The following is a 23,358-nucleotide window of genomic DNA, read 5'->3' on the forward strand; positions in this document are numbered from 1 at the left end:
CGGTCAGGACTTCACGACGTCGGAGTTCAGCGAGCGGTCCAGATGGTCGGCGGCGACCAGCTTGCGGTCGACGAACGAGAGCACCCACACACTGCCCTTGCGGTTGCGTGCGGACGGCAGCGCGATGCCGTCGCGCTCGGCCCACCAGCGCAGCAGATCCGGAATCACCTTGCCCTGACTGCACACAACGGGCACCTCGGTGTCCGAGACCAGTGCGACGACCCGCTGCCGCGCCTCGTCCTGCGCTGCGGCATAACCGGTTTCGGACAGCAGCGGTTCGAGCGTGATCTCGGCGCCGAGCTTCTCGGCCAGCGGTGTCACCGTCTGCACGCAGCGCACCGGATCGGCCGAATAGATCTCAGATGCCCCGAACGCCAGTAGATTCGAGACCAGAGCCCCTGCTTGGGCTTGGCCCGACCGATCCAGTGGGCGCAACGGGTCGGGACCGGAGAAGCGGTCTCGCCGACCGGCTTTCGCGTGCCGCACCAACAGCAGCGTGCGGGTTTCCGGTGGCAGCCGGGTGAACGCGCGCAGCACCTGCCGATCCATCGGGTAGGACAGCTGGTCCATCACCCGATCCAGCGGATACCAATTCAGTACGTCCACTTCATCATTGGCGGTGAACTCGCCGCCCGCCACCTCCGCCGCCCAGTAGTCGACCCGCTTCAGCTTGCGGTGCCCGGGCACCGGATAGGTGACGTGCCCGAGGTAGCGGCCCAGCTTGCAGTCCAGACCGGTCTCCTCGCGGACCTCGCGGACCGCGGCGAGCACCGGCGTCTCACCGGGATCGAGCTTGCCCTTGGGCAGCGACCAATCCTGGTACTTCGGCCGGTGCACCACGGCGATCTCCACGCCGCCGTTCGGCGCTCGCCGCCACAGCACCGCGCCCGCAGCGTGAATGTTGGCGGTAACACGGGGATCCCAGAAGGGGCCCCCTTCCATCTCGTACCCCGTAGCACCACTCACTGTTGTTCTGGCCTCCGCAGCCGCATGAGGAATTCTTGGTGGTCACGCACTTTGACATCGTCGTCGCCTGCGTGTTCGGGCCACGCGAGCCAATTGCCATCCGAGCTGAGTACCCAGCAGCGGGTGTTGGGATGCAGGGCGGAGTCGAAGACCTGCCCGAGTTGCTCGGTCAGTCGCGGATCCTTCACCTGCGCCATCACTTCCACGCGCCGGTCCAGGTTGCGGTGCATCATGTCGGCACTGCCGATCCAGTACTGATCCTGGGCCTGGAAGTGCATGACGCGCGAATGTTCGAGGAAGCGGCCGAGGATCGAGCGGACCTCGATGTTCTCGCTCATCCCCGGCACACCGGGGCGCAGCCCGCAGATACCGCGCACCACGATCTGCACCGGCACACCGGCCAGCGAGGCCCGATACAGCGCGTCGATGATCTCCTCGTCGACGATCGCATTGGCCTTCAACCGGATTCGGGCGTCCTTGCCCTCGGCGGCCAGCTCGGTCTCCCGCTGGATCCGCTCGATGATCCCGGCGCGCACGCCGTGCGGCGCGACAAGCAGGTTGCGGTAGTTCTCTTTTCGCGAGTAACCGGTCAGCGAATTGAACAGGTCGGTCAGGTCGGCACCGATTTCCGGTGCGGCGGTGAGCAATCCGACGTCCTCGTAGAGCCGCGCGGTCTTCGGGTTGTAGTTGCCGGTGCCGATGTGGCAGTAGCGACGGATGGTCGCGCCCTCGCGGCGCACCACCAGACAGGTCTTGCAGTGCGTCTTCAAGCCGATCAGGCCGTAGACCACGTGCACGCCGGCCTGCTCCAGCTGGCGCGCCCATTTGATGTTGGCCTGCTCGTCGAAGCGCGCCTTGATCTCGACCAGCGCGACCACCTGCTTGCCCGCCTCGGCGGCGTCGATGAGCGCGTTGACGATCGGGGAGTCACCGGAGGTGCGGTAGAGCGTCTGCTTGATGGCGAGCACCTGCGGGTCCGCGGCGGCCTGTTCGATGAACCGCTGCACGCTGGTGGAGAACGAGTCGTACGGGTGGTGCACCAGCACGTCGCCCTCGCGCAGTGCCGCGAACACGTTGCGCGGCGTCTCCCGCTCACCGAACGCGGGCGGGGTGGCGGGCACATAGGGCGCGTCTTTGAGGTTCGGCCGGTCCACGCCGTACACCTGCCAGAGGCAGGACAGGTCGAGCAGGCCGGGCACCTGGATGACGTCGCCGGGATCGACATCCAGTTCACGCAACAACAATTCGAGCATGTGCTCGGTCATGTCATCGGAGACCTCCAGCCGCACCGGCGAACCGAAGCGGCGGCGCGCGAGTTCGCGTTCCAGCGCCTGCAGCAGGTCCTCGTCGCGGTCCTCGTCCACCTCGAAGTCGGCGTTGCGGGTGATCCGGAACGAGTGCTGCTCAACCACTTCCATGCCGGGGAACAGCAGATCGAGGTGCGCCGCGATCAGCTCCTCCATCGGCAGGAAGGCGGCGATGGTCGAACCGGCGTCGGTGCGGCGCACCCGGACGAACCGATCTACGTTGTCCGGCACCTTGACTCGGGCGAAGTGCTCGCCGCCGGTGGCGGAATCCTTCACCGTCACCGCGAGATTCAGACTCAATCCGCTGATGTAGGGGAACGGGTGCGCCGGGTCCACCGCGAGCGGGGTCAGCACCGGGAACACCTGATCCTGGAAGTGGCCCGAGAGGCGTTGGCGCTCATCGTCGTTCAGGTCGGTCCAGTCGATGATCGCGATGCCCTCGGCGGTGAGCGCGGGCAGCACGTCGTCCAGGAACACGCGCGCGTGGCGCACGGCGATCTCCTGCGCGCGGGCGGCGATCAGCTCCAGTTGCTCGCCGGGCGAGCGGCCGTCCGCGGAACGCACCAGCAGACCGGTCTCGGCGCGGCGCTTGAGGCCCGCGACGCGCACCATGTAGAACTCGTCGAGATTCGACGCGAAGATGGCGAGGAATTTGGCGCGCTCCAGCAGGGGCAGCGACGCGTCCTCGGCCAGGGCCAGCACCCGGGCGTTGAAATCGAGCCAGCTCAGCTCGCGGTTGAGGTAGCGATCACGTGGCAACTGCGCGATCGTCGCGTCGGTCGGCACCGGACTCGCCGCAGGCGGCGGGGTAGGAAGCAACTTCTGTTTGACAACTTCCGTATCGCTCATGGCCGTACCTCGCTGGCGCTAGGCTCTGACAGGCGCGATAGACGCCGGCAGACGGTTAGCTCGCTTCGCTCACTCACGCCAACGATCATCCCCTACAAACCGGGCAGTGTGGAGCCCGACACTGTGATTGACGTCAGCATCACCTCACTCTGGCGATCTCCTAGCACACCCGGCGAACCGGCAGGTGAACACGATCCGGCCAGCCGATGTCGTGCAGCGCCACCCGGGTCGCACAGCCCGCGCCGAGCTCAATGGCCAGGTCCAGGTCGTCGGCCGTGTCCACATCCAGTCGCAACCCGGGCCACTCGCCGGCCAGATCGACCGCACCCGCCGCTCTGTGTTTGCCCGCCGAACCAGGGCCGAAACGGGGTTCGAGGGCGGCAATGGGGTCGCGGACAAGTAGCGCTGCGGTGCCGGTGCCCGCGTGATCGACCACGATCGAGCGCAGCCCGCGCGGGGCGACCGTCAGCACGTCGGCCAGTTCCTCCGGGCGCAGCGCGGGCAGGTCCGCCTGCAACGCGAGCAGATCGACCGGGCCGTACCGGTGCCGCAGCCCCGTCGCGGCGTCGGCGAGCGCGTTGTTCAACCCGTCCCGACCGGCGGTGCGTGGCTCCGGGTGCACCGCGGCGCCCATCGACAGGGCCAGATCGGCCACCGCCGGATCCGGCGTGACCACGGTGATCGAAACGATCTCCGGCACGGCCGCGGTAGCAGCGATGGTGTCGGCGAGCATGGCGAGGACCAGCCGGGCCCGGTGTTCCGGGCGCAGCCGGTCGGCCAGTCGGCTCTTGGCCTGATCGAGGCTCTTCACCGCGATCACGGCATGCACGGCGTGCGGGCGCATGCGTCCAATCCTTCCATGGCATATTGGGCAGATGACGAGGGCGGCAGTACTGGGCGCGGGATCTTGGGGGACCGCGTTCGCAAAGGTCTTGGCGGACGCGGGAACCGATGTCACCATCTGGGCGCGACGCCCCGAGGTCGCCGAAATACTGCACACCCAACATCGCAATCCGTCCTACCTCACCGATATTCCTTTGCCCCCGCTGAAAGCCACCCACGACCCCGCCGTGGCCCTCGACGCGGCCGACATCGTGGTTCTCGCGGTGCCGTCCCAATCCCTGCGCGTGAATCTCGAGCAGTGGAAAGGGCTGATCCCCGCGGAGGCGTCGCTGCTCAGCCTCGCCAAAGGCATCGAGAACGGCACGCTGCTGCGGATGAGTCAGGTGATCGCCGAGGTCAGCGGGGCCGACGCGAGCCGGGTCGCCGTGCTGTCCGGCCCGAACCTGGCCCGCGAGATCGCCGTCGGCCAGCCCGCGGCGACCGTGATCGCCTGCTCCGACGCCGACCGAGCCGTCGCGCTGCAGCACGCCAGCGCCACCGGATACTTCCGCCCCTACACCAACACCGACGTGATCGGCTGTGAAATCGGCGGCGCGTGTAAGAACGTGATCGCCCTCGCCTGCGGCATCGCCTCCGGAATGGGCTTGGGCGACAACACCGTCGCCAGCATCATCACCCGCGGCCTCGCCGAGATCATCCGCCTCGGCGTCGCCCTCGGCGCCGAACCCGCCACCCTCTCCGGCCTGGCCGGCGTCGGCGACCTCGTCGCCACCTGCACCTCACCCCTGTCGCGCAACCGCTCCTTCGGCCACGCCCTCGGCGCAGGCGGCTCCATGGAAACCGCCCAGGAAGCAACGCACGGCCAAGTCGCCGAAGGCGTCAAGTCCTGCACTTCCATCCGCGCCCTCGCCATCAAGCACGACGTCGACATGCCCCTCACCACCGCCGTGAACCAGGTCTGCCACGAAGGTATGGCCGTGCGGGAAGCCGTCGGCAATCTGCTCGGGCGACGGATCAAGCCGGAGTAGGCCACCCGCCCCTTGCAGTGTGGCCCGGGTCGGGCATCGTCTTCCACTGGTGAGTGTGGGCCGTACGGTGTTATGACGGGCGCGCACCACATTTGCTGTGGACACGGCGCGCCCGTGTAGCCTGCTCGGTTGTCGATGCAGGCTGAAACCGAGCGCGGATCAAGGCGGAAACACATGCGGGTAGCGGTGCTGTTTGGCGGGACGAACAGTGAGCGGGATGTCTCGATCGCGACGGCGGGTCAGGTATTCCGTGCGCTACGCGACCGTGGCCACGACGTCTCCGCCTTCGACACCACGGCGGGCAAGCTGAAGCCCAGCGACGAGGACCGGCTCATGGAGGCCACGGTGCCCGTCGAGCCGCCGGATCTCAGCATCATCCCCGGTGAAGATGTCACCATGCAGCTGCTCAGCGAGCCGGGTGGGTTGCGTTCCGTCGACGTCGTGTTCCTCGCGCTGCACGGCGGCACCGGTGAAAACGGCACGATCCAAGGGCTGCTCGATCTGGCGGGCGTGCCCTACACCGGAAGCGGCGTGCTGGCCAGCGCGGTGGCGATGGACAAGGACGTCTCCAAGCGGCTGTTCCGGCTCGCGGGTGTGCCGACGCCGGACTGGTACATGGTCGGTCCCGAGGCTGAATTCGACGATCAGCTCGGCTGTCCGGTGGTCGTGAAGCCGAACAAGCAGGGCTCCACGGTCGGATTGACGGTCGTCAAGGATCCCGCGTTGTTCGCCGACGCCGTGCGAGTAGCGCGCCTGCACGATGAAGAGGTGATGGTCGAGAAGTTCGTTCCCGGACGCGAATTCGTCATCGGGGTGCTCGGCGGCGAAGCGCTCGCGGTGGGCGAGATCATTCCGCAGGGCAGCGAGATCTTCGACTACCGCAACAAGTACCAGGTCGACGGCGCGGTGGAGATTTTCCCGGCCCAGATCTCCGATGCCCAAGCCGATGAGATGCGCAGCCTTGCTGTGCAGGCGCACAACGCGCTCAAGCTGGGCAACTACAGCCGCGTCGACTTCCGGGTGGACAGCGAAGGCCGCATGTGGTGCCTCGAGGCGAACACGCTGCCCGGGATGACCGCGACCAGCCTGCTCCCGCAGTCGGCGGCGGTTGTCGGCATCGATTTCGCCGAGCTGTGCGAGAAGATCTGTGAGAACGCGCTGACCAAGCGCTGATCAGCGGATCCTTACTCCGGTCGTTCGCGACTGATCCATGGGACGTGGTGCGGATGCCGTCATGTCCCGTTGGGTCAATTGGGGAGGGGGCCTGGGTCTAGGGGGGTGGCGGGGAGGTTGGCGGTGATGGTGTCGGAGACCGCTTGGAGGGGGGTGGGGCCGGAGCCGTCGGGGATGGTGAGGGCGATGTAGGTTTCGCGGTCGACCGCGAACCAGGTGCTTGCCTTGGCGGTTTGGTCGCGGGCCTCGAACCACTGGACGTTGTTCACGATCTGCAGGGCCGAGGCGCGGTTGAATTCGAGGGGGCGGTCCAGGCCGCAGCGCAGCACGATCGGGTCGCCGCCGTCGGTGCGCTGCCAGGCGCGGGTGGCCGGTGGGGAGGGTTCCACGAGGGTGGATTTGGTGAAGTCGCCGAGTTCGGTGGGCAGGGCGGGGAGCAGGGTGGTGCAGGCGGGGCCGGTGGCGGCGGGTGCGGGGACCGGGCCGAGGACCAGCGGTTCGCGTTCGACGGGGGCGCGGCGGGCGAGGATCGCGGCTACCAGGACGCCGACCACCAGGACGACCGGCAAGGCCACGGCGGTGGCGATGAGGGCGGGGGAGTACTGGCGGGCGCTCGCGGGCGAGTCGGCGGTGCTGCCATCAGGTTTCGCTGCGGCGGGCTCCGCGTCGACGGCGTCCGGTGAATCGGCTGCGGCTGCCGTGGTGGCATCGGTGGCCGGGGACTCAGCGGCGGTGTCCGACGAAGCGACAGGCTGGGCATCGGTGGTGCCCGGCTGATTCGCGGCAGGCCCATGGCCAGCGGCGGTGGGCTTGCCCGTCTCCTTCGCCGAATCGCGGTCCGACGATTCCGCCGCCATGCTCACCGATCCTTCCTGTCGCGCTGAATGGGCGGTCGGAGCCGCGGGAGGTGCGGCGGCGCGGTGACCGGCCCGGTAGTAGTCGATTGCCCTGAAAAGGGTACCTTCGGGTCGATTCCAGTCGGCAGCGCGTCGGAAAGGACCGGTCATCAGCGAGCACACGGGGCCGAGGACGGTGCGTGAACTGGGGGAGTTCGCGCTGATCGACCGGATCAACCGCGGCCGGGTGCAGGCGCCGGGGGTGCTGCTCGGGCCCGGTGACGACGCCGCGATGGTGGCCGCGCCCGACGGGCGGTTCGTGGTCACCACCGACATGCTCGTGCAGGACCGGCATTTCCGGCTCGACTGGTCGAGTCCGGTGGATATCGGCCGCAAGGCGATCGCGCAGAACGCGGCCGACGTGGTCGCGATGGGCGCGTGGCCGAGCGCGTTCGTGGTGGCGCTGGGCTGCCCGGCCGACACTGCGCTGGACGTGATCGATGGCCTGACCGAGGGGATGTGGGCGGAGGCGGCCCGTGCGGGCGCGTCGATCGCGGGCGGTGACCTGGTCCGCAGCCGAGACCTGGTCATCTCGGTGACCGCGTTCGGTGACCTGCGCGAGCGGGCGGCCATCACGAGAGCCGGTGCGCGCGTGGGGGACACGGTCGCCGTTGCGGGCCGTCTGGGTTGGTCGGCCGCCGGCCTCGCGATACTGACGACAGGTGCCGAAGCCGACGACTTCGCCGAAGCGCTTGCCGCACATCGTGTCCCACAGCCACCGTATGCGGCGGTGCTCGAAACGCTCAGCGACAGCTTGAACTCGCTCACCGACGTATCCGACGGCCTACTCGCCGATCTCGGCCATATCGCCACCGCCTCCGGCGTCGCCATAGACCTGGATTCGTCCGCATTGCACGACCCCGAACTCGAAAACCTCGCCACGCACCTGGATGCTGATGCGGCGCAATGGATTCTGTCCGGCGGCGAGGACCACGCGTTCGTCGGCACCTGGTCGGCAGGGTCCGAGCTGCCCACCGGATGGGCGCCGATCGGCCGAGTGTCGGCCGGTCACGGCGTCACGGTGGACGGCGTACCCCCCTCGGGCAGCGCCGGGTGGGAATCGTTCAGTGGGGCGGACTCGGCGTCCGGGAGCGAACCACGATAAGTTGTGCGGTCATGGGCGCGAAACCACTGTCGGAAATCATGGATCCGGGATGGGCGAAGGCACTCGAATCGGTGGCGGATCGGATTTCCGCCATGGGCGAGTTTCTGCGCGAAGAGAACGCGGCGGGCCGCGGCTACCTACCATCCGGTGAGAACGTGCTGCGCGCCTTCCAGCGTCCGTTCGAGGCGGTGCGCGTGCTGGTCGTCGGCCAGGACCCGTACCCGACGCCCGGCCATGCGATGGGACTGAGTTTCTCTGTGGCACCGGATGTTTCGCCGGTCCCGCGCAGCCTGGCCAACATCTTCGCCGAGTACACCAAAGATCTCGGCCACCCGACGCCGTCCTGCGGTGACCTGAGCCCCTGGTCCGATCAGGGCGTGCTGATGCTGAACAGGGTGCTGACGGTGACCCCCGGCCAGCCCGCATCGCATCGTGGCAAGGGCTGGGAGGCGGTGACCGAGCAGGCGATTCGCGCGCTGGTCGCCCGCGACGAGCCGCTGGTCGCCATCCTCTGGGGTCGGGACGCGGCGACGCTCAAGCCGACCCTGGTCGGGGCCGAGGTGCCCTACATCGAGTCCGCGCATCCGTCGCCGCTGTCGGCCTCGCGTGGCTTCTTCGGTTCGCGCCCGTTCTCCCGAGTGAACGAACTACTCGACGAACTGGGTGCCGAACCCGTTGACTGGCGCCTGCCTTGAGCAGGCGTCTGTGTGTGATCTACCTAGATTGAAATTCGAGTGAGGAGCTTTTCCATGCCCAACACCACCGTTCGCGGCGCACTGCGCGGCACCACCGCCACCCTGATCATCTGTGCCGCCCTCGCGGGTGGCGCCGCGACCGCGAGTGCGGCGGGCCTGCCGCTGGAGCAGGCCACCGAGACCACGTCCGCCCCCGCGGACACCGCCTCGACGCAGATCGGCGAGGAATTCACCTCCAACGGCTCCTCCACCATCTCCTCCTCGGTCAACGCCAAGGTCGCCTGCCTGCTGCAGCGCACGCTGAGCGCGTCGGGCAAGTGGGACTGCTGAGTTAGCGAGGCTCGCCCGCGAACCGTAACCGGTTCTATGCGATCCTCGATTCGTGAGTAAAGCTAACAAACTTCTCGAGCCCGCACCATTGCGGCTGCGCGGCTCGGGTGGGATCGAGCTGGTCGCGGACCAGTTCGGCCCGGCCGACGGTCCGCTCGTCGTCTTTCTGCATGGCGGCGGGCAGACCAGGCACTCGTGGAAACAGACCGGCGCGAAGCTGGGTGCGGCGGGCATGCGCGTCGTCACGCTGGACGCGCGCGGACACGGCGACAGCGCATGGTCCGACGCCGCCGACTATCGCCGCGACACCATGGTGGCCGACCTGCTGCTCGTGCTCGAACAGCTCGGTGCGCCCGCCGTGGTGGTGGGGGCGAGCATGGGCGGCATCACCGGCCTGCTCGCCACCGCCGAACCCGCGGGCACGGCGATCAGCGCGCTGGTGCTCGTCGACATCGTGACCAGACCGGAGCAGGCCGGTGTCGCGCGGGTGATCGACTTTCTCGGCAAGCACCGCAACGGCTTCGACAGCCTCGAGCAGGTGGCCGACGCCGTCGCCGAGTACCTGCCGCACCGGCCGCGGCCGAAGAACACCGACGGCCTGCTGCGCAATCTGCGCCAGCGCGATGGCCGCTGGTACTGGCACTGGGACCCGGACATGCTGTCCCAGCGCGTCGAGGATCCGTCGGAGATGACCGACCAGCTGGAAGCCGCGGCACGCAAGCTGACGATCCCGGTGCTGCTGGTGCGCGGCATGCAGTCGGATGTGGTGAGTCCCGAAGGGGCAGCGGCGTTTCAGGAGCTGGTGCCGCACGCGCAGCTGGTCGAGATCGGCGGCGCGGCGCACACCGCGGCCGGCGACGACAACGACTCCTTCACCGACGCGGTCGCCAAGTTCGTCCTGCAAACGAGCGAATGAGCTAGCTGTAGTTGGGCTTTCGCTTCGCCACGAACGCGTCGACCCCTTCGCGACCGGTCGCGCCGTTGGCCGCGGCGGCGATCGCATCACGCTCGCGATCCAGCTGATCGCTCAGGGCCGACGAAGTGGACTGTGCCAGTAGGGTTTTGATGCTCGCGTAGGTGGATCGTGGTCCGGCGGCGAGGGTTCGGGCCAGCTGCAGTGCCTCGGCCTGTACTTCGTCGTCGGCGACCAGCCTGCTGAGGATGCCGAGCCGCACCGCCTCGTCGGCATCCAAAACCGCGTCGGTGAGTAGGATTTCACGGGCCCGGGCCAGCCCGACGATGCGCGGCAGCGTCCACGACATGCCGCCGTCGGGGCTCAGGCCGATGCCCGGGTAGGCGGGGCGCAGCTTGGTGCTCGGCCCGCCGAGCGCGATGTCGGCGGCGCAGACCAGGCTCATGCCCGCGCCCGCCGCCCAGCCGTGCACGCCGACGACCACCGGCACGGTCGTCGCGTCGAGCGCGCGCACGAAATGGTGCAGATCCGTTGCCAGACTGTAGATGTGGGCGGCCCGGTCGGTCGCTGCCGCGAAGCCGCGCACGTTGCCGCCCGCGCAGAAGTTGGCGCCCGTACCGGTCAACAGGACGGCGCCGACATCGCTGCCGAGCGACCGCAGGGCGGCCGTGCCCGCGACGATTCCGCCGAAGTCCATGGACGTGCCGTTGGCCGCGGTCGCGATGGTGATCTGCAGAACGCCGTCGGCGGTGCTCACGTACCCGGCTTGCTCGGTGGAGGTCATGGTCAGCACCTTATCGCGTGCGCGCGAGTGGGCTGTCTCACCGCTCGGCGCCGGGCGGGCGCACCATCCGGACCTCGATGGCAGGCGTGAACGCTTCGACCCGCCGGGTGCCGTCCAGCGCGAAACCGTGTTTGCGGTAGAAGGACTGGGCGCGCGGGTTCTCCTCGAAGACCCACAGCGAGCAGGCCGCCGAGGGGTCGACCGCGGCGCGCAGCAGATCGTGCGCGACGCCGGTGCCGTACCAGGACGCTCGGACGTACAGCGCGTTCAGTTGGAGCGGGGTCACCGGCGGATCGTCGAGACTTTCGCCCGCCGTCACGAAGCCGATCACTCGATCATCGGCGAGTGCCACCCACGTACGTCCGGGGTAGGCGACCCGCTGCCGCTCCCACTGCTCGGCGCGGCGCTCGACATCGAACGCGTCGAGCACATGCGCGGGCACCAGGCCGGGGTACGCCTCCCGCCAGCAGGCGATGTGGCATTCGGCCAGGCGGTAGGTGTGCTCGGCGGCGAGCGGCAGGATGCACCACTCGGGGTCGGTCATACCCGGCATTTTCACCCATCGATGACTACGCCCCGGACCACCCTTGCGGGTGCCGGGGCGTGCGTCGGTCTCTTACCGGTTCAGCCGAGGCTGAATCAGCCGCGAACGACCTTGCCTGCCTTGAGGCAGGAGGTGCACACGTTCATGCGACGGGTGTTACCCGGCGCAACCTGGGCGCGAACGGTCTGGATGTTCGGGTTCCAGCGACGGTTGGTGCGCCGGTGCGAGTGCGAGACCGACTTCCCGAAGCCGGGGCCCTTGGCGCAGACGTCGCAGACGGCAGCCATAGTCGCGAACTCCTTCATGTCATGTGGAGGACCGCCGCCCGCGGGCAGCATGTCCGGAAACAATGTATTGACGTACCCCTGCCGACTGACATCGGCCAGCGCAAACCGGCAACGGCCACGCGAGGCAACCCTGCAAGGGTAGCGGGACGGCCCCCGATCCACCAAACCGGGTCGCTTTCCGACGTTGCCGGAACACGAGGTGGGTACCACCAGTATGTCGGTACCGCCCGCTAACCTTGCGGGCGGTGCAGGTCTGACAAAGAAGGGGTGACGGTGCCCGGAGCGCGGGATGTGATGGACGGCACGGCGTTGCTGCGCTGGGGCCGCGCCTGCCTCGACGGCCTGGAGAACCGCCGCGAGGAGATCAACGCCCTCAATGTCTTCCCCATCCCGGACGCCGACACCGGCACCAACCTGCTCGCCACGATGCGCGCCGCGATGGATGCGGCCGCGAAGGCTTCGGCGACAGTCGCCGCGAGAGATGCGGCAGTCGCGAACGCATCCGCTCCGGCCGCCGCGAGCCCGGCACGCGATGTCGACGCTGCGAGGTCGGCACGCGATGTCGACACGGCGATGCCCGCTGCTGACGGATTCGCCGCAATGTCGGCGGATGATGTCGACGCTGCGGCCCAAGACCGCGGAATGTCGGCCCACGACGTTGCCGCCGCGATGGCGCGCGGCGCGACGCTCGGTGCCCGCGGCAACTCGGGCATCATCCTGTCGCAGGTTCTGCGCGGTATCGCCGAGGCGGTCCGGCACGAGCCGCTGACTGCCAATACCCTGCGGAATGCGCTGCGCCGCGGCTCGGCCTTGGTCCGCGAAGCGCTGAGCGAACCGATCGAAGGCACCATCCTCACCGTCCTCGACTACGCGGCCGCCAGCGCCGCGGACTGCCCGGACACCTCGCTCGCGGAGGTTGCGGTGGCGGCGGCCGACGGTGCCGCCAAGGCGCTCGGCGACACCCCGTCCCAGCTCGGCGTGCTGCGCGAGGCGGGCGTCGTCGACGCGGGCGCGCGCGGGCTGGTGGTGCTGCTGGACTGCCTCGTCTCGGTCACCCTCGGCGAGTTCCCGACCCGGCCGGAGTACACCCCGCGCGACCCCGTCCCGGCGCAAGTGGTCGAAAACGCCGAGGTATCCGGCTCGCCCGCACCGCAGTACGAGGTGATGTACCTGCTGGCCGACACCGACCAGGACCAGCTGGCCCGGCTGCGCGCCCGCCTCACCGAGCTCGGCGACTCGGTGGTGGTCGTCGGCGACGGAGACAGTTCCTGGTCCGCCCACGTGCACTGCGCCGACGCGGGCGCCGCGGTGGAAGCGGGCCTCGCCGCCGGGAAGCTCAGCGGCATCCGCATCGAGAGCTTCGCGCCCGCCAAACACGACATGACACCCGGCCACCTGGTCACCCACACCACGATGGACTCCGCCAAGGAGACCGACGGCCCCGCCGACCGCGGCATCCTGGCGGTCGCGGCCGGTGACGGCGCGGCCGAGCTGTTCGAGGACGCCGGCGCGGTGGTGCTCGCGGGCGACGGCGCGGTGACGGCCGCGGCCCTGCTCGCCGCGATCCGGGCGATGCCGAACCGCGAGGTGCTCGTGCTGCCCAACGGCGCGCTACCCGCCCACGATCTGGTCGCGGTCGGTGTCGCCGCCCGTGACGCGCACCGTGACGTGTTGCTGCTGCCGAGCGCGTCCATGGTGCAGGGACTCGCGGCGCTGGCCGTGCACGATCGCGGCCGGATCGCCGTCGACGATGCCTTCGCCATGTCCGAGGCGGCCGCGACCACCCGGTGGGGGTCGCTGCGCGCGGCGCAGGAGCGGGCGCTCACCATGGTGGGCACCTGCGAAGCGGGCGACGGACTCGGCCTGGTCGGCCACGACGTGGTGGTGATCGACCACGATGTGCGCGCGGCGGGCCTGACCCTGCTGGACCGGATGCTCGCCTTCGGTGGCGAACTGGTCACCCTGTTGATGGGCGCGGCGGCACCGGACGGTCTCGCCGGCGAACTCGCCGCACACATCGGCGAAAGCTTTCCCGGCGTGGAGGTCACCGTGTATTCCGGTGGGCAGCACGGGGATCTGGTGCAGATCGGAGTGGAGTAGATGGCGACCCTGAGTGATCGGCTCGACCATGTCCTCGGCGTGAAGGCGGCGGGTTCGCTGGTCGACGCGTTCGACATGCACACGGTGGAGGACCTGCTCCGGCACTACCCGCTGCGCTACGCCACCCAGGGCCAGCCGCTGACCGAGGAAGAGCCGGAAGACGGTACGCACATCACCGTGATCGGCCGGATCACCAAGGCCGAGCTGCGGCCGATGCGCAATCGCCGCGGTTCGCTGCTGAAGGTGGTGCTGGACACCGGTTCCGGCACCGGTCGCGGCGTCGACGTCACCTTCTTCAACGGTGACAAGGTGAAATATGTTGTCCGCGAAGGGCTTCGCGCGATGATGTCGGGCACGGTGAACTACTGGCGGCCCGGCCAGTGGAACCTGAGCCATCCGGGCTACCTGATCCTGCCCGAAGCCGACGACGAGTCGGTGGGCACGGTGAAGACCGTGCGCGGCGGCGGTGACCTGCGCGGCCTCGCGCAGAGCGCGAAAGGCGCTGAGGGCGTGGACACCTCGTTCATGGAGCGGGAGTTCATCCCGGTGTACCCGGCCACCGCGAAGGTGCAGAGCTGGGACGTGCTGGCCTGCGTCCGGCAGGTGCTCGATCAGCTCGATCCCATCGATGACCCGCTGCCCGACGACATCAGGAACGAGCGTTCGCTGATGAAGATCTCGGACGCGCTGCGCCTGATCCACCTACCGGAGCGCAAGACCGATATCGACCAGGCGCAGGAGCGGCTGCGTTTCGACGAGGCGCTGGCCTTGCAGCTGGTGCTCGCCGAACGGCGCCACGAGGTGTCCGGCCGGGCCGCGCGCCCGTGTCCGCCGCGCGCCGACGGCATCGCCGCCGAGTTCGAGCAGCGGCTGCCGTTCGAGCTGACCGAGGGCCAGAAAAAGGTGGTCTCGGAGATCTCCGCGGACATGTCGCGCAGCCATCCGATGCACCGGTTGCTCCAGGGTGAGGTCGGCTCGGGTAAGACGATCGTCGCGTTGGAGGCGATGCTGCAGATCGTGGACGCGGGCCAGCAGTGCGCGTTGCTCGCGCCGACGGAAGTGCTTGCCGCCCAGCACTATCGGTCCCTGCGCGGGATGCTCGGCGACCTCGGCAACGCCGGTGAACTCGGTGCGGGTGAGAAATCGACCAAGGTCGTGCTGGTCACCGGCTCGATGTCGACCGCGACCAAGAAGGCCGCGCTGCTGGCGGCGATGACCGGCGAGGCGGGCATCGTGATCGGCACGCACGCGTTGATCCAGGACAACGTCGAGTTCTTCGACCTCGGCATGGTGGTCGTCGACGAACAGCACCGTTTCGGCGTCGAGCAGCGGGATGCGTTGCGCGCCAAGGCGAAATCCGGTGCCAGCCCGCACCTGCTGGTGATGACCGCGACGCCGATCCCGCGCACCATCGCGATGACCACCCTCGGTGATCTGGAGACCTCGACGCTCACCGAACTGCCGCGGGGTCGTTCGCCGATCACCTCCAAAGTTGTTCCGCGCAGGCAACATCCGAACTGGGTCGACCGCGCCTGGGAGCGCATCGTCGAGGAGGTCAAGGCCGGTCGGCAGGCCTATGTGGTGTGCTCACGCATCGGCGACGACGAGGCGGAAGGCTCCGGCAAGTCCCGCAACGGCAAGAAGGCGGCGGAGCCGGAAAAGGAAGGCCCGACCACGCAGGCCGCGCTGGACGTCTTCGAGATGCTGCGCACCGGTCCGCTGGCCGAGCTGCGCGTCGGCCTGCTGCACGGGCGGCTGCCCGCGGATGAAAAAGACCAGGTGATGCGCGCTTTCAACGACGGCTCCGTCGACGTGCTCGTCTGCACGACCGTCGTCGAGGTCGGCGTGGACGTGCCGAACGCGACCGTCATGGTGATCGTGGACGCCGACCGCTTCGGCGTCAGCCAGCTGCATCAGCTGCGCGGGCGCATCGGGCGAGGCAAGCACCCCGGATTGTGCCTGCTGGTCACCGATTCCGCGCCCAACGGCTCGGCCATGGCGCGACTGGACGCCGTCGCCGCCACGACCGACGGCTTCGAACTCGCCGTGCTCGACCTGCGCACCCGTCGCGAGGGTGACGTGCTCGGCTCGGCCCAGTCCGGCACCGCTCGCTCGCTTCGCCTGCTCTCGCTGCTCGACGACCTCGAAGTCATCACCGCCGCACAGGATCTCGCCCGCGAGGTGGTCGAGGCCGACCCGGGTCTGAAGAAGCACCCGGGTTTGGCGAGCATGATGCACGCCGCCGTCGACGCCGAGCGCTTGGAGTACCTGGCCAAGTCGTAACCCGATCTACCGCGCCGCGACGGCGGTGATCTGGGTGAGCGAGCAGCGCCACCCCTGCTCGGTCTCGACGAAGACGTCGGTCGTCCACTCGTCGGCGTCGAACCGTTCGCCTTGGTAGTGGGCGGTATTGGTGGCCCGCACCGTCAGCACCGCGACCTTCCCGTAGTGCTTGATCGAGGCCTCGCTTGCCCGCTGCATCGCCGAGTGGGTCAGGGCACCGGACTCGACGAACGCGAGGAATTCCGCGGCGGAGGTGATCCCGTTCTCGGAGACCATGGTCCAGTCGTCGGTCATGTAGTCGGCGATCCTGGCCGCGTCGTTGGCGACGATCGCGGCCATCCACTGGTCGAGCAGGCCCACCAGCAGCACGTCGATCGAGCCGTCAGCGGTGGAAGAACGTGTCGTTGCCATACTTCGCACGGTAGACCTGATGTCGGGCTGCGGGCTTGGACGAATGGAACCCTGCGGGCCGGGCGCGAACACTGCCGCTACCCGGCCCGCAGTCACGCTAAGCGGCAACAGGTATCGCCGCTGCTTCCTCGCCGCGCGAGTTGGCGGTACGCAACCCGATGAACGCGGCGCTGAGCGTGATGAACCCGCCGATCAACAGCGCGAGCTGGAAGCCGGAGGTCATCGCCTCCAACGGTGCGTCGCCCGCGGTCAACTGGCTCGCGGTGTGCGAGGTGGCGATCGCGGTCAGCACGGCCAACCCGAGCGCGCCGCCGATCTGCTGGCCCGTATTGAGCAGTGCCGCGGCGAGTCCGGCCTGCTCGGCGGGCACGCCCGCGTTGGCGGCGGTGGTGTTCGCGACGAACACCACGCCGAGTCCGACGGACATGAACACCATCGGGGGCAGCACGTCGACCAGGTACGAACCGTCGGTGGGGATGCGCGACAGCCAGATCAGCCCGACCCCGGAGATCACCGAGCCGACGACGATGAGCGGCCGAGTCCCGGTCTTGGCGATGAACTTCGCGGTCAGGCCGGCGGCGGCACCGATGGTGAGGCTGATCGGCAGATAGGCGCTGCCCGCCTGGAACTCCCCGTAGCCCAGCACTTCCTGCATGTAGAGCGTGACGAAGAAGAACATCGCGAGCATGCCCGCGGCCAGGGTCAGGTGGGTCAGGTTGGCTGCTGCGAGCCCTTTGACTCGGAAGATCGACAGGGGGACAAGCGGATCCGCGGTCCGTCGCTCATTGAGCACGAAGCCGACCAGCAGCAGGACCGCCACGCCGAGTTGCAGTATCGTCCGCACGTCGCCCCACCCGTGCTGCGGCGCCTGCACCAAGCCGTAGACCAACAGCATCAGACCGCCGGTCGCCAGGGCAGTACCGAAAACGTCGAAGCCACCGCGTATTTCGTTGCGCCGGTCGTCGGGCACCAGAAACGGCACCACGGCCAGCACCAGTAGGCACACGGGTGTGTTGACATAGAAGACCCAGCGCCAGCCGGGGCCTTCGGTCAGCACGCCGCCGAGGAAAACCCCTGCGGCGGAGGCGAGTCCGGCGGTGCCGCCCCACACGCTCAGCGCGGTGGTGCGATCGGTGCCCTCCCGGAAGTTGGTGGTGAGGATCGACAGTGCCGCGGGCAGCATCAACGCGGCGCCGACGCCCTGGGCGAAGCGGGCGCCGATCAGCAGCTCGCTGGACTCGGCCAGGCCACCGATGGCCGAGGCGGTGCCGACCAGGATCGTCCCGGCGATCAGCACGCGGCGCCGGCCGAGCAGGTCGGCCAGCCGCCCGCCGAGCAGCATCAGCCCGCCGTAGGTCAGCAGGTAGCCACTGGTGATCCACTGCAGCGTCGAGACCGACAGACCCAGCTCGTGCTGGATGGTGGGTAGCGCGACATTGACGATCGAACCGTCGACGAAGTCGAGGAACGCGACCAGGCACAGCAGGGTCAGCATGAGCTTGCCGCGGCGGGTGGCCAGGAACGACGGTGATTCGGTGAGTGCACTCACTCCGATGTCCTCTCTCGGGTGCGGACGAGTTTTCATCCGTTGCCATCCGAGAGCCGCCGCCCAGGTCGGTACGTGACATGGGGAGAGCCGGATCACATTTTTCGCGCGGGCGTCACTTTTCCCCGTGCTGTCTCGCTCCTAGTAGCGACACCGGTTTGAGGAGCGACGATGATCGAAATCGTGGACGAGGATGCGACCAGTGTGTTCGCCGACCACCGAGAACTGCTGTTCTCGGTCGTCTACAACATGCTCGGCAGTGTCGCCGACACCGAAGACGTGCTGCAGGACACCTGGCTGGCCTGGGTAGCGCGCCTTCGCGCGGACCGCCCCGAGATCGAGCACCCGCGCGCCTATCTCGTGCGTATCGCGGTCAACCACGCTTTGGCCAGGCGCGCCGCGATCAGCCGTCGGCGGGAAACCTACGTCGGCCCGTGGCTACCGGAGCCGCTGGTCTCCGACGCACCGACGGCCCAGGACAGCGCCGAGCCCGCGCTGCGCGCCGAGTCCGTCTCGATGGCGATGCTGGTGGTGCTGGAGACGCTCACGCCGCTCGAGCGCGCGGTGTTCGTGCTGCACGACGTGTTCGGCTATCCGCACGCCGACATCGCCGACATGCTCGGTCGCAACACCGCGGCCGTCCGGCAACTCGCGCACCGGGCGCGCGAACACGTGCATGCCCGCCGACCGCGCCACCAGGCCGACCCGCGGGTGCAGCGGGAGGTGACCGAGAAGTTCCTCGCCGCCCAGCTCGGCGGCGATATGGCGGGGCTGCTGGAACTGCTGGCGCCGGACGTGACGTTCTGGTCCGATGGCGGCGGCAAGCAGCGGGCGGCGCTGCGCCCGATCCACGGCATGGACAAGGTCGCCCGGCTGATCACGAGTCCGATTGTGCTGGGCCATGTGCCGAACCTGCGCATTCGGCACCGGTGGGTCAACGGCGACCCGTCGGCGGTGGTCTTCTCCGGTGACGCGCTGTTCGCGGTCGTCGTGCTCGACATCGATCCGGGCACCGAGCAGATCCGCGGCATCTACGCGGTGGCCAACCCGGACAAGCTCGCCCGGATCGCGGGCGATCAGCGTCCGACGCGCGGATAGGGCAGGTCGGTGCTGGTGAGCTCGTTGACGGCGAGGGGGCTGCCGATGTGCGGGAAGGCGCGCTGCGGGCACGACGGACGCTCGCAGACCTTGCACCCCGCGCCGATCTGCACCGCCACGGCGGGGTCGTCGAGCTGGAGACCGGACGAATAGACCAGGCGCTCAGCGTATTCGATGTCGCAACCGAGGCCGATCGCGAAGTTCTTTGTCGCGGTGCCGAATCCGTGCGGCGCGGTCATCGCGGTGCGCGCGATCCACAGGTAGCGCCGCCCGTCCGGCATCTCCGCGACCTGGGTGAGGATGCGGCCGGGATGCGCGAACGCCTCGTGCACCACCCAGAGCGGGCAGCTGCCGCCGACCCGGGAGAAGTGGAAGGCGGTGGCGGACTGGCGTTTCGAGATATTGCCCGCGCGGTCAGTGCGGACGAAGAAGAACGGCACCCCGCGCTGGCCTTGGCGTTGCAGCGTGCTGAGCCGGTGGCAGATGGTCTCGAAGCCGACCTCGAAGCGCAGCGCGAGCAGGTCGATGTCGTAGTGCAGTTCTTCGGCCGAGCGCAGGAAGCGGCCATACGGCAGCACCAGTGCGCCCGCGAAGTAGTTGGCCAGCCCGATCCGCGCCAGCGTGCGGGATTCGCCGGTGAGCGAGGGTGTTTCGGCGAGCACGCCGTCCAGCTCGGTGCTGTACAGCAGGAACCCGAGGGTGGTCGCGATCTGGAAGGCGCGCTGCCCCGGGCGCAAGCGCCTCGCCAAAGTCAGTGTGCGACTGTCGGGGTCGTATTGCCGCTTCGGGATGGACGGATCCGCGCCGTCGCCGCGCACGAGCACGGTGACCCCGGCCCGCTCCTCGGCCACCCTGGCGAGCTGGCGGTCCAGCGAGCCGATGGTCAGGCCGGACTGCTCGAACAGGTGCTCGGCGGCGAGGTCGAGCTGCGGGATGTGATTGTGGTGGTCGTAGAAGAAGTCCCGGACGTCCTCGTAGGGCATGGGCATGCCCGGCGCGCCGGTGGGCGCGGACACCCGGGCGGAGAGCAGGTCGAGCTGGTCGGTCGCGGCGCGCAGGCGGCGGTGCATCGCGACGACGATCCTGGCGACCTCGGGCTGTCTGGTCGCCAGTTCCTCCACCTCGGTCAGCGGCGCGGCGTGCCCGCCCGCGGCGTCGATCAGCACCTCGTGCAGATCGGAGACGAGGCGCGCGTCGGAGTCCGCGGCGAAGAACTGGACGTCTAGATCGAAGGTGGAGTTGAGTTTCAGCAGGACCGGGATGGTGAGCGGTCGCTGATCGCGTTCGAGCTGGTTGAGATAGCTGGGCGACAGATCCAGCGACTTCGCGAGAGCCGCCTGGGTGAGTCTGCGTTCTTCGCGCAACCGTCGGAGCCGGGCGCCCGCATACATCTTCCGCACCTGCAAGATCGTAGCCCCGGACCTTCGCAATCATCGCAATATCCACACTTCTTTTCCGCAGAAATATGCTGCTGCGAGGTATTTTGCGCGAGATGTCGGCTGCGTAGCGTGCGAAGAGAGGTTCTTTCACCACCCCTTGGAGGACGCATTGAAGACACACATCGTACGCGCCCGCCCCGCCGACGCCGATTTCCCGCGCGCGGAACATCTGGCTACCAAGATCGCCGAGGTAGCCGCCGACCCGGTCGAGGTCCCGGCGGCGGTCGCCGAGATGGTCGTGAACCGGATCATCGACAACGCGGCGGTCGCGGCCGCGTCGCTGACCCGCCGCCCGGTGGCCAGTGCCCGGGCGCAGGCGCTCGCGCAGCCCTATCGGCCCGGCCCGGGTCGGTCGGGCGCGACGGTGTTCGGCCTGCCCGCGCCGCGCTGGGTATCGCCGGAATGGGCCGCCTGGGCCAACGGAGTCGCGGTGCGCGAGCTCGACTTTCACGACACCTTCCTGGCGGCGGAGTACTCGCATCCGGGCGACAACATCCCGCCGATCCTCGCGGTAGCCCAGCACCTCGGTCGCAGCGGTGGTGACCTGATCCGTGGTCTGGCAACGGGTTACGAGATCCAGATCGACCTGGTGCGCGGAATTTGCCTGCACGAGCACAAGATCGACCATGTCGCGCACCTCGGGCCGTCGGCCGCCGCGGGCATCGGCACGCTGCTCAGGCTCGACACCGAGACGATCTACCAGGCGATCGGGCAGGCGCTGCACACCACCACCGCGACCAGGCAGTCGCGCAAGGGCGAGATCTCCAGCTGGAAGGCCTACGCGCCCGCGTTCGCCGGGAAGATGGCGGTCGAGGCGGTGGACCGGGCCATGCGCGGCGAGGGCGCGCCCGCACCGATCTGGGAGGGCGCCGACGGGGTGATCGCCTGGCTGCTCGGCGGGGCCGACGCGGAATACTATGTGCCACTGCCGGGTCCGGGCGAGGCGAAGCACGCGATCCTGGACAGCTACACCAAGGAACACTCGGCCGAGTACCAGAGCCAGGCGCCGATCGACCTGGCCCGCCGGATGCGTTCGCGCATAGGTGATCTCGACCAGATCGCCTCGATCGTGCTGCACACCAGCCACCACACGCACGTGGTGATCGGCACCGGATCGGGCGACCCGCAGAAGTTCGACCCGCACGCCAGCCGCGAAACCCTGGACCACTCCGTGCCTTACATCTTCGCGGTCGCGCTACAGGACGGAACCTGGCACCACGAGCGGTCCTACGCGCCGGAGCGCGCGCAGCGACCGGACACCGTCGCGCTGTGGCACAAGATCTCCACCACCGAGGATCCGGAGTGGACGCGGCGCTATCACGCCACCGATCCGAACGAAAAGGCGTTCGGCACACGGGCGGTGGTGACGCTGCGGAGCGGGGAGACCATCGTGGACGAGCTCGCCGTCGCCGACGCGCACCCGCTCGGCGCGCAACCGTTCGCGCGGGAGCAGTATCTCGCCAAGTTCCGCACCCTCGCCGAGGGCGTGCTCGACCCGGCCGAGCAGGAGCGTTTCCTCGACGCCGCCCAGCGCACCCCGGAACTTGCTGCGGGCGAACTGGATCAGCTCACGTTCACCGTGTCGAACGCCGTGCTGGACCGTGCGCCCAGGACTCCGGAAGGGATCTTCTGATGCGCGGCGTCGAGCTACTCGCCGTCCCAGACCAGCGCCTGCGCGGCGATCACCGCGACGCCGTTGAAGGTCACCGAGGGGGAGCCGTGCAGCCGGTAGCCCTCATCGAGCAGGCCGCTGATCCGCGCACAGAACGAGGCGTCGTCGACGCCGGTGATCAAGCGGTAGCGCAGGGGACGATCGTTCATGTCGCCAGCCTAGAACGGTGGCACCGATGACGGGACTGCTGGCGGCCGCGACGAGCGCGGCGGACAAGCGGGCGGCGTTCCGGGCCGGGTTGGCGTCGGGGCGGATCCAACGGTTGCCCGGCGCGTTCAATCCATTGGTGGCCAAGCTGGTTCAGGAAGTCGGCTTCGAGGGGGTCTACGTCTCGGGCGCGGTGATGTCGGCCGAGCTCGCCCTGCCCGATATCGGCTTGACCACGCTCACCGAGATCACCGCGCGGGGGCAGCAGATCGCGCGGGTCACCGACCTGCCGGTGCTGATCGACGCCGACACCGGGTTCGGCGAGCCGATGAACGCGGCGCGCACGGTGACCCTCCTGGAGGACGCGGGCCTGGCCGGCTGCCATCTCGAAGACCAGGTGAACCCGAAACGCTGCGGCCATCTCGACGGCAAGGCGGTGGTGCCCGTCGCCGAGATGGTCCGCCGCCTGCGCGCCGCCGTGTCGGCGCGGCGTGACCCGAACTTCGTGCTCTGCGCCAGGACCGATGCCCGCGGTACCGAGGGGTTGGCGGCGGCCATCGATCGGGCCAAGGCCTACGCCGACGCGGGCGCGGATCTCATCTTCACCGAGGCCCTGACCGACGCCGCGGAGTTTGCGAAATTCCGCGCCGCCGTGGATGTTCCGCTGCTCGCCAACATGACCGAGTTCGGCAAATCCGAGCTGCTCTCGGCGCAGACCTTGGCGGATCTCGGCTACAACGCCGTGATCTACCCGGTGACGACGCTGCGGCTGGCCATGTACGCCGTGGAACACGGACTGCGCGAGATCGCCTCGACCGGAACTCAATCCGGCCTCGTCCCGGCGATGCAGCACCGGTCACGGCTCTACGAACTCCTGAAGTACCAGCAGTACAACGACTTCGATTCCGGAATCTTCACGTACACCCCTAGCGAGTGAGCGAC

At 68.8% G+C, this 23,358-nt stretch carries 22 protein-coding genes; 11 read left to right on the plus strand and 11 right to left on the minus strand.

What is annotated here, in order from left to right:
* Window positions 1-3: 3 nt before the first annotated feature.
* The 3 genes from IBX18_RS17345 to cofC form a co-directional block, all read right to left on the minus strand.
* Window positions 4-942, minus strand: coding sequence for an NUDIX hydrolase (locus IBX18_RS17345; RefSeq protein ID WP_194834659.1), 939 nt, complete (start codon window positions 940-942; stop codon window positions 4-6).
* 20 nt (window positions 943-962) lie between these two features.
* Entirely contained in the window at window positions 963-3,122 is a 2,160-nt protein-coding gene (locus tag IBX18_RS17350; RefSeq protein WP_194834660.1) for an RNA degradosome polyphosphate kinase, read from the minus strand.
* A 160-nt stretch (window positions 3,123-3,282) separates the two neighbouring features.
* On the minus strand, window positions 3,283-3,966 hold the full coding sequence (gene cofC, locus IBX18_RS17355) for a 2-phospho-L-lactate guanylyltransferase (protein ID WP_194834661.1): 684 nt from the start codon (window positions 3,964-3,966) through the stop codon (window positions 3,283-3,285).
* A 31-nt stretch (window positions 3,967-3,997) separates the two neighbouring features.
* On the opposite strand from cofC, the gene IBX18_RS17360 reads away from it, so the two are divergent.
* Both IBX18_RS17360 and IBX18_RS17365 read left to right on the plus strand, forming a co-directional pair.
* Complete coding sequence (locus IBX18_RS17360) at window positions 3,998-4,993, plus strand: NAD(P)H-dependent glycerol-3-phosphate dehydrogenase (protein WP_194834662.1); 996 nt, start codon at window positions 3,998-4,000, stop codon at window positions 4,991-4,993.
* 174 nt (window positions 4,994-5,167) lie between these two features.
* Window positions 5,168-6,166, plus strand: coding sequence for a D-alanine--D-alanine ligase (locus tag IBX18_RS17365; RefSeq protein WP_194834663.1), 999 nt, complete (start codon window positions 5,168-5,170; stop codon window positions 6,164-6,166).
* 74 nt (window positions 6,167-6,240) lie between these two features.
* On the opposite strand, the gene IBX18_RS17370 is transcribed toward IBX18_RS17365, so the two are convergent.
* Window positions 6,241-7,023 (minus strand): DUF3515 family protein, encoded by a 783-nt coding sequence (locus IBX18_RS17370; RefSeq protein WP_228541270.1) that lies wholly within the window; start codon window positions 7,021-7,023, stop codon window positions 6,241-6,243.
* Between the two features lie 175 nt (window positions 7,024-7,198).
* Between IBX18_RS17370 and IBX18_RS17375 the strand changes: the two genes are divergently transcribed.
* From IBX18_RS17375 to IBX18_RS17390, 4 genes are read left to right on the plus strand one after another with little or no spacing between them, the layout of a single operon-like run.
* Window positions 7,199-8,167, plus strand: coding sequence for a thiamine-phosphate kinase (locus tag IBX18_RS17375; RefSeq protein WP_194834664.1), 969 nt, complete (start codon window positions 7,199-7,201; stop codon window positions 8,165-8,167).
* A gap of 11 nt (window positions 8,168-8,178) precedes the next feature.
* Window positions 8,179-8,862 (plus strand): uracil-DNA glycosylase, encoded by a 684-nt coding sequence (locus tag IBX18_RS17380; RefSeq protein WP_107658461.1) that lies wholly within the window; start codon window positions 8,179-8,181, stop codon window positions 8,860-8,862.
* Window positions 8,863-8,916: 54 nt separating this feature from the next.
* The gene (locus tag IBX18_RS17385; protein WP_194834665.1) at window positions 8,917-9,192 is read left to right on the plus strand and encodes a hypothetical protein; all 276 of its coding nucleotides are present in this window, start codon (window positions 8,917-8,919) and stop codon (window positions 9,190-9,192) included.
* A 52-nt stretch (window positions 9,193-9,244) separates the two neighbouring features.
* Window positions 9,245-10,108 (plus strand): alpha/beta fold hydrolase, encoded by an 864-nt coding sequence (locus IBX18_RS17390; RefSeq protein WP_194834666.1) that lies wholly within the window; start codon window positions 9,245-9,247, stop codon window positions 10,106-10,108.
* A gap of 1 nt (window position 10,109) precedes the next feature.
* On the opposite strand, the gene IBX18_RS17395 is transcribed toward IBX18_RS17390, so the two are convergent.
* From IBX18_RS17395 to rpmB, 3 genes are all read right to left on the minus strand, one after another.
* A complete protein-coding gene (locus tag IBX18_RS17395; RefSeq protein WP_194834667.1) occupies window positions 10,110-10,889 on the minus strand; it encodes an enoyl-CoA hydratase/isomerase family protein in 780 nt (259 codons plus the stop codon).
* Between the two features lie 37 nt (window positions 10,890-10,926).
* A complete protein-coding gene (locus IBX18_RS17400) occupies window positions 10,927-11,433 on the minus strand; it encodes a GNAT family N-acetyltransferase (protein ID WP_194834668.1) in 507 nt (168 codons plus the stop codon).
* A 95-nt stretch (window positions 11,434-11,528) separates the two neighbouring features.
* A complete protein-coding gene (gene rpmB / locus IBX18_RS17405; RefSeq protein ID WP_011210730.1) occupies window positions 11,529-11,720 on the minus strand; it encodes a 50S ribosomal protein L28 in 192 nt (63 codons plus the stop codon).
* Window positions 11,721-12,014: 294 nt separating this feature from the next.
* Between rpmB and IBX18_RS17410 the strand changes: the two genes are divergently transcribed.
* Window positions 12,015-13,820 carry a DAK2 domain-containing protein gene (locus IBX18_RS17410; RefSeq protein ID WP_228541360.1) on the plus strand — a complete coding sequence of 602 codons (1,806 nt, stop codon included), beginning with the start codon at window positions 12,015-12,017 and terminating at the stop codon, window positions 13,818-13,820.
* The gene (gene recG, locus IBX18_RS17415) at window positions 13,821-16,103 is read left to right on the plus strand and encodes an ATP-dependent DNA helicase RecG (protein WP_194834669.1); all 2,283 of its coding nucleotides are present in this window, start codon (window positions 13,821-13,823) and stop codon (window positions 16,101-16,103) included.
* Between the two features lie 6 nt (window positions 16,104-16,109).
* On the opposite strand, the gene IBX18_RS17420 is transcribed toward recG, so the two are convergent.
* The gene (locus IBX18_RS17420; RefSeq protein ID WP_194834670.1) at window positions 16,110-16,514 is read right to left on the minus strand and encodes a nuclear transport factor 2 family protein; all 405 of its coding nucleotides are present in this window, start codon (window positions 16,512-16,514) and stop codon (window positions 16,110-16,112) included.
* A 97-nt stretch (window positions 16,515-16,611) separates the two neighbouring features.
* Window positions 16,612-18,063, minus strand: a complete 1,452-nt coding sequence (locus tag IBX18_RS17425; RefSeq protein WP_306796298.1) for a DHA2 family efflux MFS transporter permease subunit — start codon at window positions 18,061-18,063, stop codon at window positions 16,612-16,614.
* A 168-nt stretch (window positions 18,064-18,231) separates the two neighbouring features.
* On the opposite strand from IBX18_RS17425, the gene sigJ reads away from it, so the two are divergent.
* A complete protein-coding gene (gene sigJ / locus IBX18_RS17430; RefSeq protein ID WP_194834672.1) occupies window positions 18,232-19,158 on the plus strand; it encodes an RNA polymerase sigma factor SigJ in 927 nt (308 codons plus the stop codon).
* Here sigJ and IBX18_RS17435 read toward each other — a convergent pair.
* Window positions 19,137-20,558, minus strand: coding sequence for a short-chain fatty acyl-CoA regulator family protein (locus IBX18_RS17435; RefSeq protein WP_194834673.1), 1,422 nt, complete (start codon window positions 20,556-20,558; stop codon window positions 19,137-19,139). The two genes, sigJ and IBX18_RS17435, sit on opposite strands and share 22 nt — an antisense overlap.
* A 148-nt stretch (window positions 20,559-20,706) precedes the next feature.
* On the opposite strand from IBX18_RS17435, the gene prpD reads away from it, so the two are divergent.
* The gene (prpD, locus tag IBX18_RS17440) at window positions 20,707-22,230 is read left to right on the plus strand and encodes a 2-methylcitrate dehydratase PrpD (RefSeq protein WP_194834674.1); all 1,524 of its coding nucleotides are present in this window, start codon (window positions 20,707-20,709) and stop codon (window positions 22,228-22,230) included.
* 14 nt (window positions 22,231-22,244) lie between these two features.
* Here prpD and IBX18_RS17445 read toward each other — a convergent pair whose 3' ends face one another.
* Window positions 22,245-22,418 carry a DUF1737 domain-containing protein gene (locus tag IBX18_RS17445; RefSeq protein ID WP_194834675.1) on the minus strand — a complete coding sequence of 58 codons (174 nt, stop codon included), beginning with the start codon at window positions 22,416-22,418 and terminating at the stop codon, window positions 22,245-22,247.
* 26 nt (window positions 22,419-22,444) lie between these two features.
* Here IBX18_RS17445 and prpB point away from each other — a divergent pair, with 26 nt between their 5' ends.
* On the plus strand, window positions 22,445-23,353 hold the full coding sequence (gene prpB / locus IBX18_RS17450) for a methylisocitrate lyase (protein WP_194834676.1): 909 nt from the start codon (window positions 22,445-22,447) through the stop codon (window positions 23,351-23,353).
* The last annotated feature ends 5 nt before the right edge of the window (window positions 23,354-23,358 follow it).

This window comes from Nocardia sp. XZ_19_369, from assembly GCF_015355715.1.
GTDB lineage: Bacteria > Actinomycetota > Actinomycetes > Mycobacteriales > Mycobacteriaceae > Nocardia.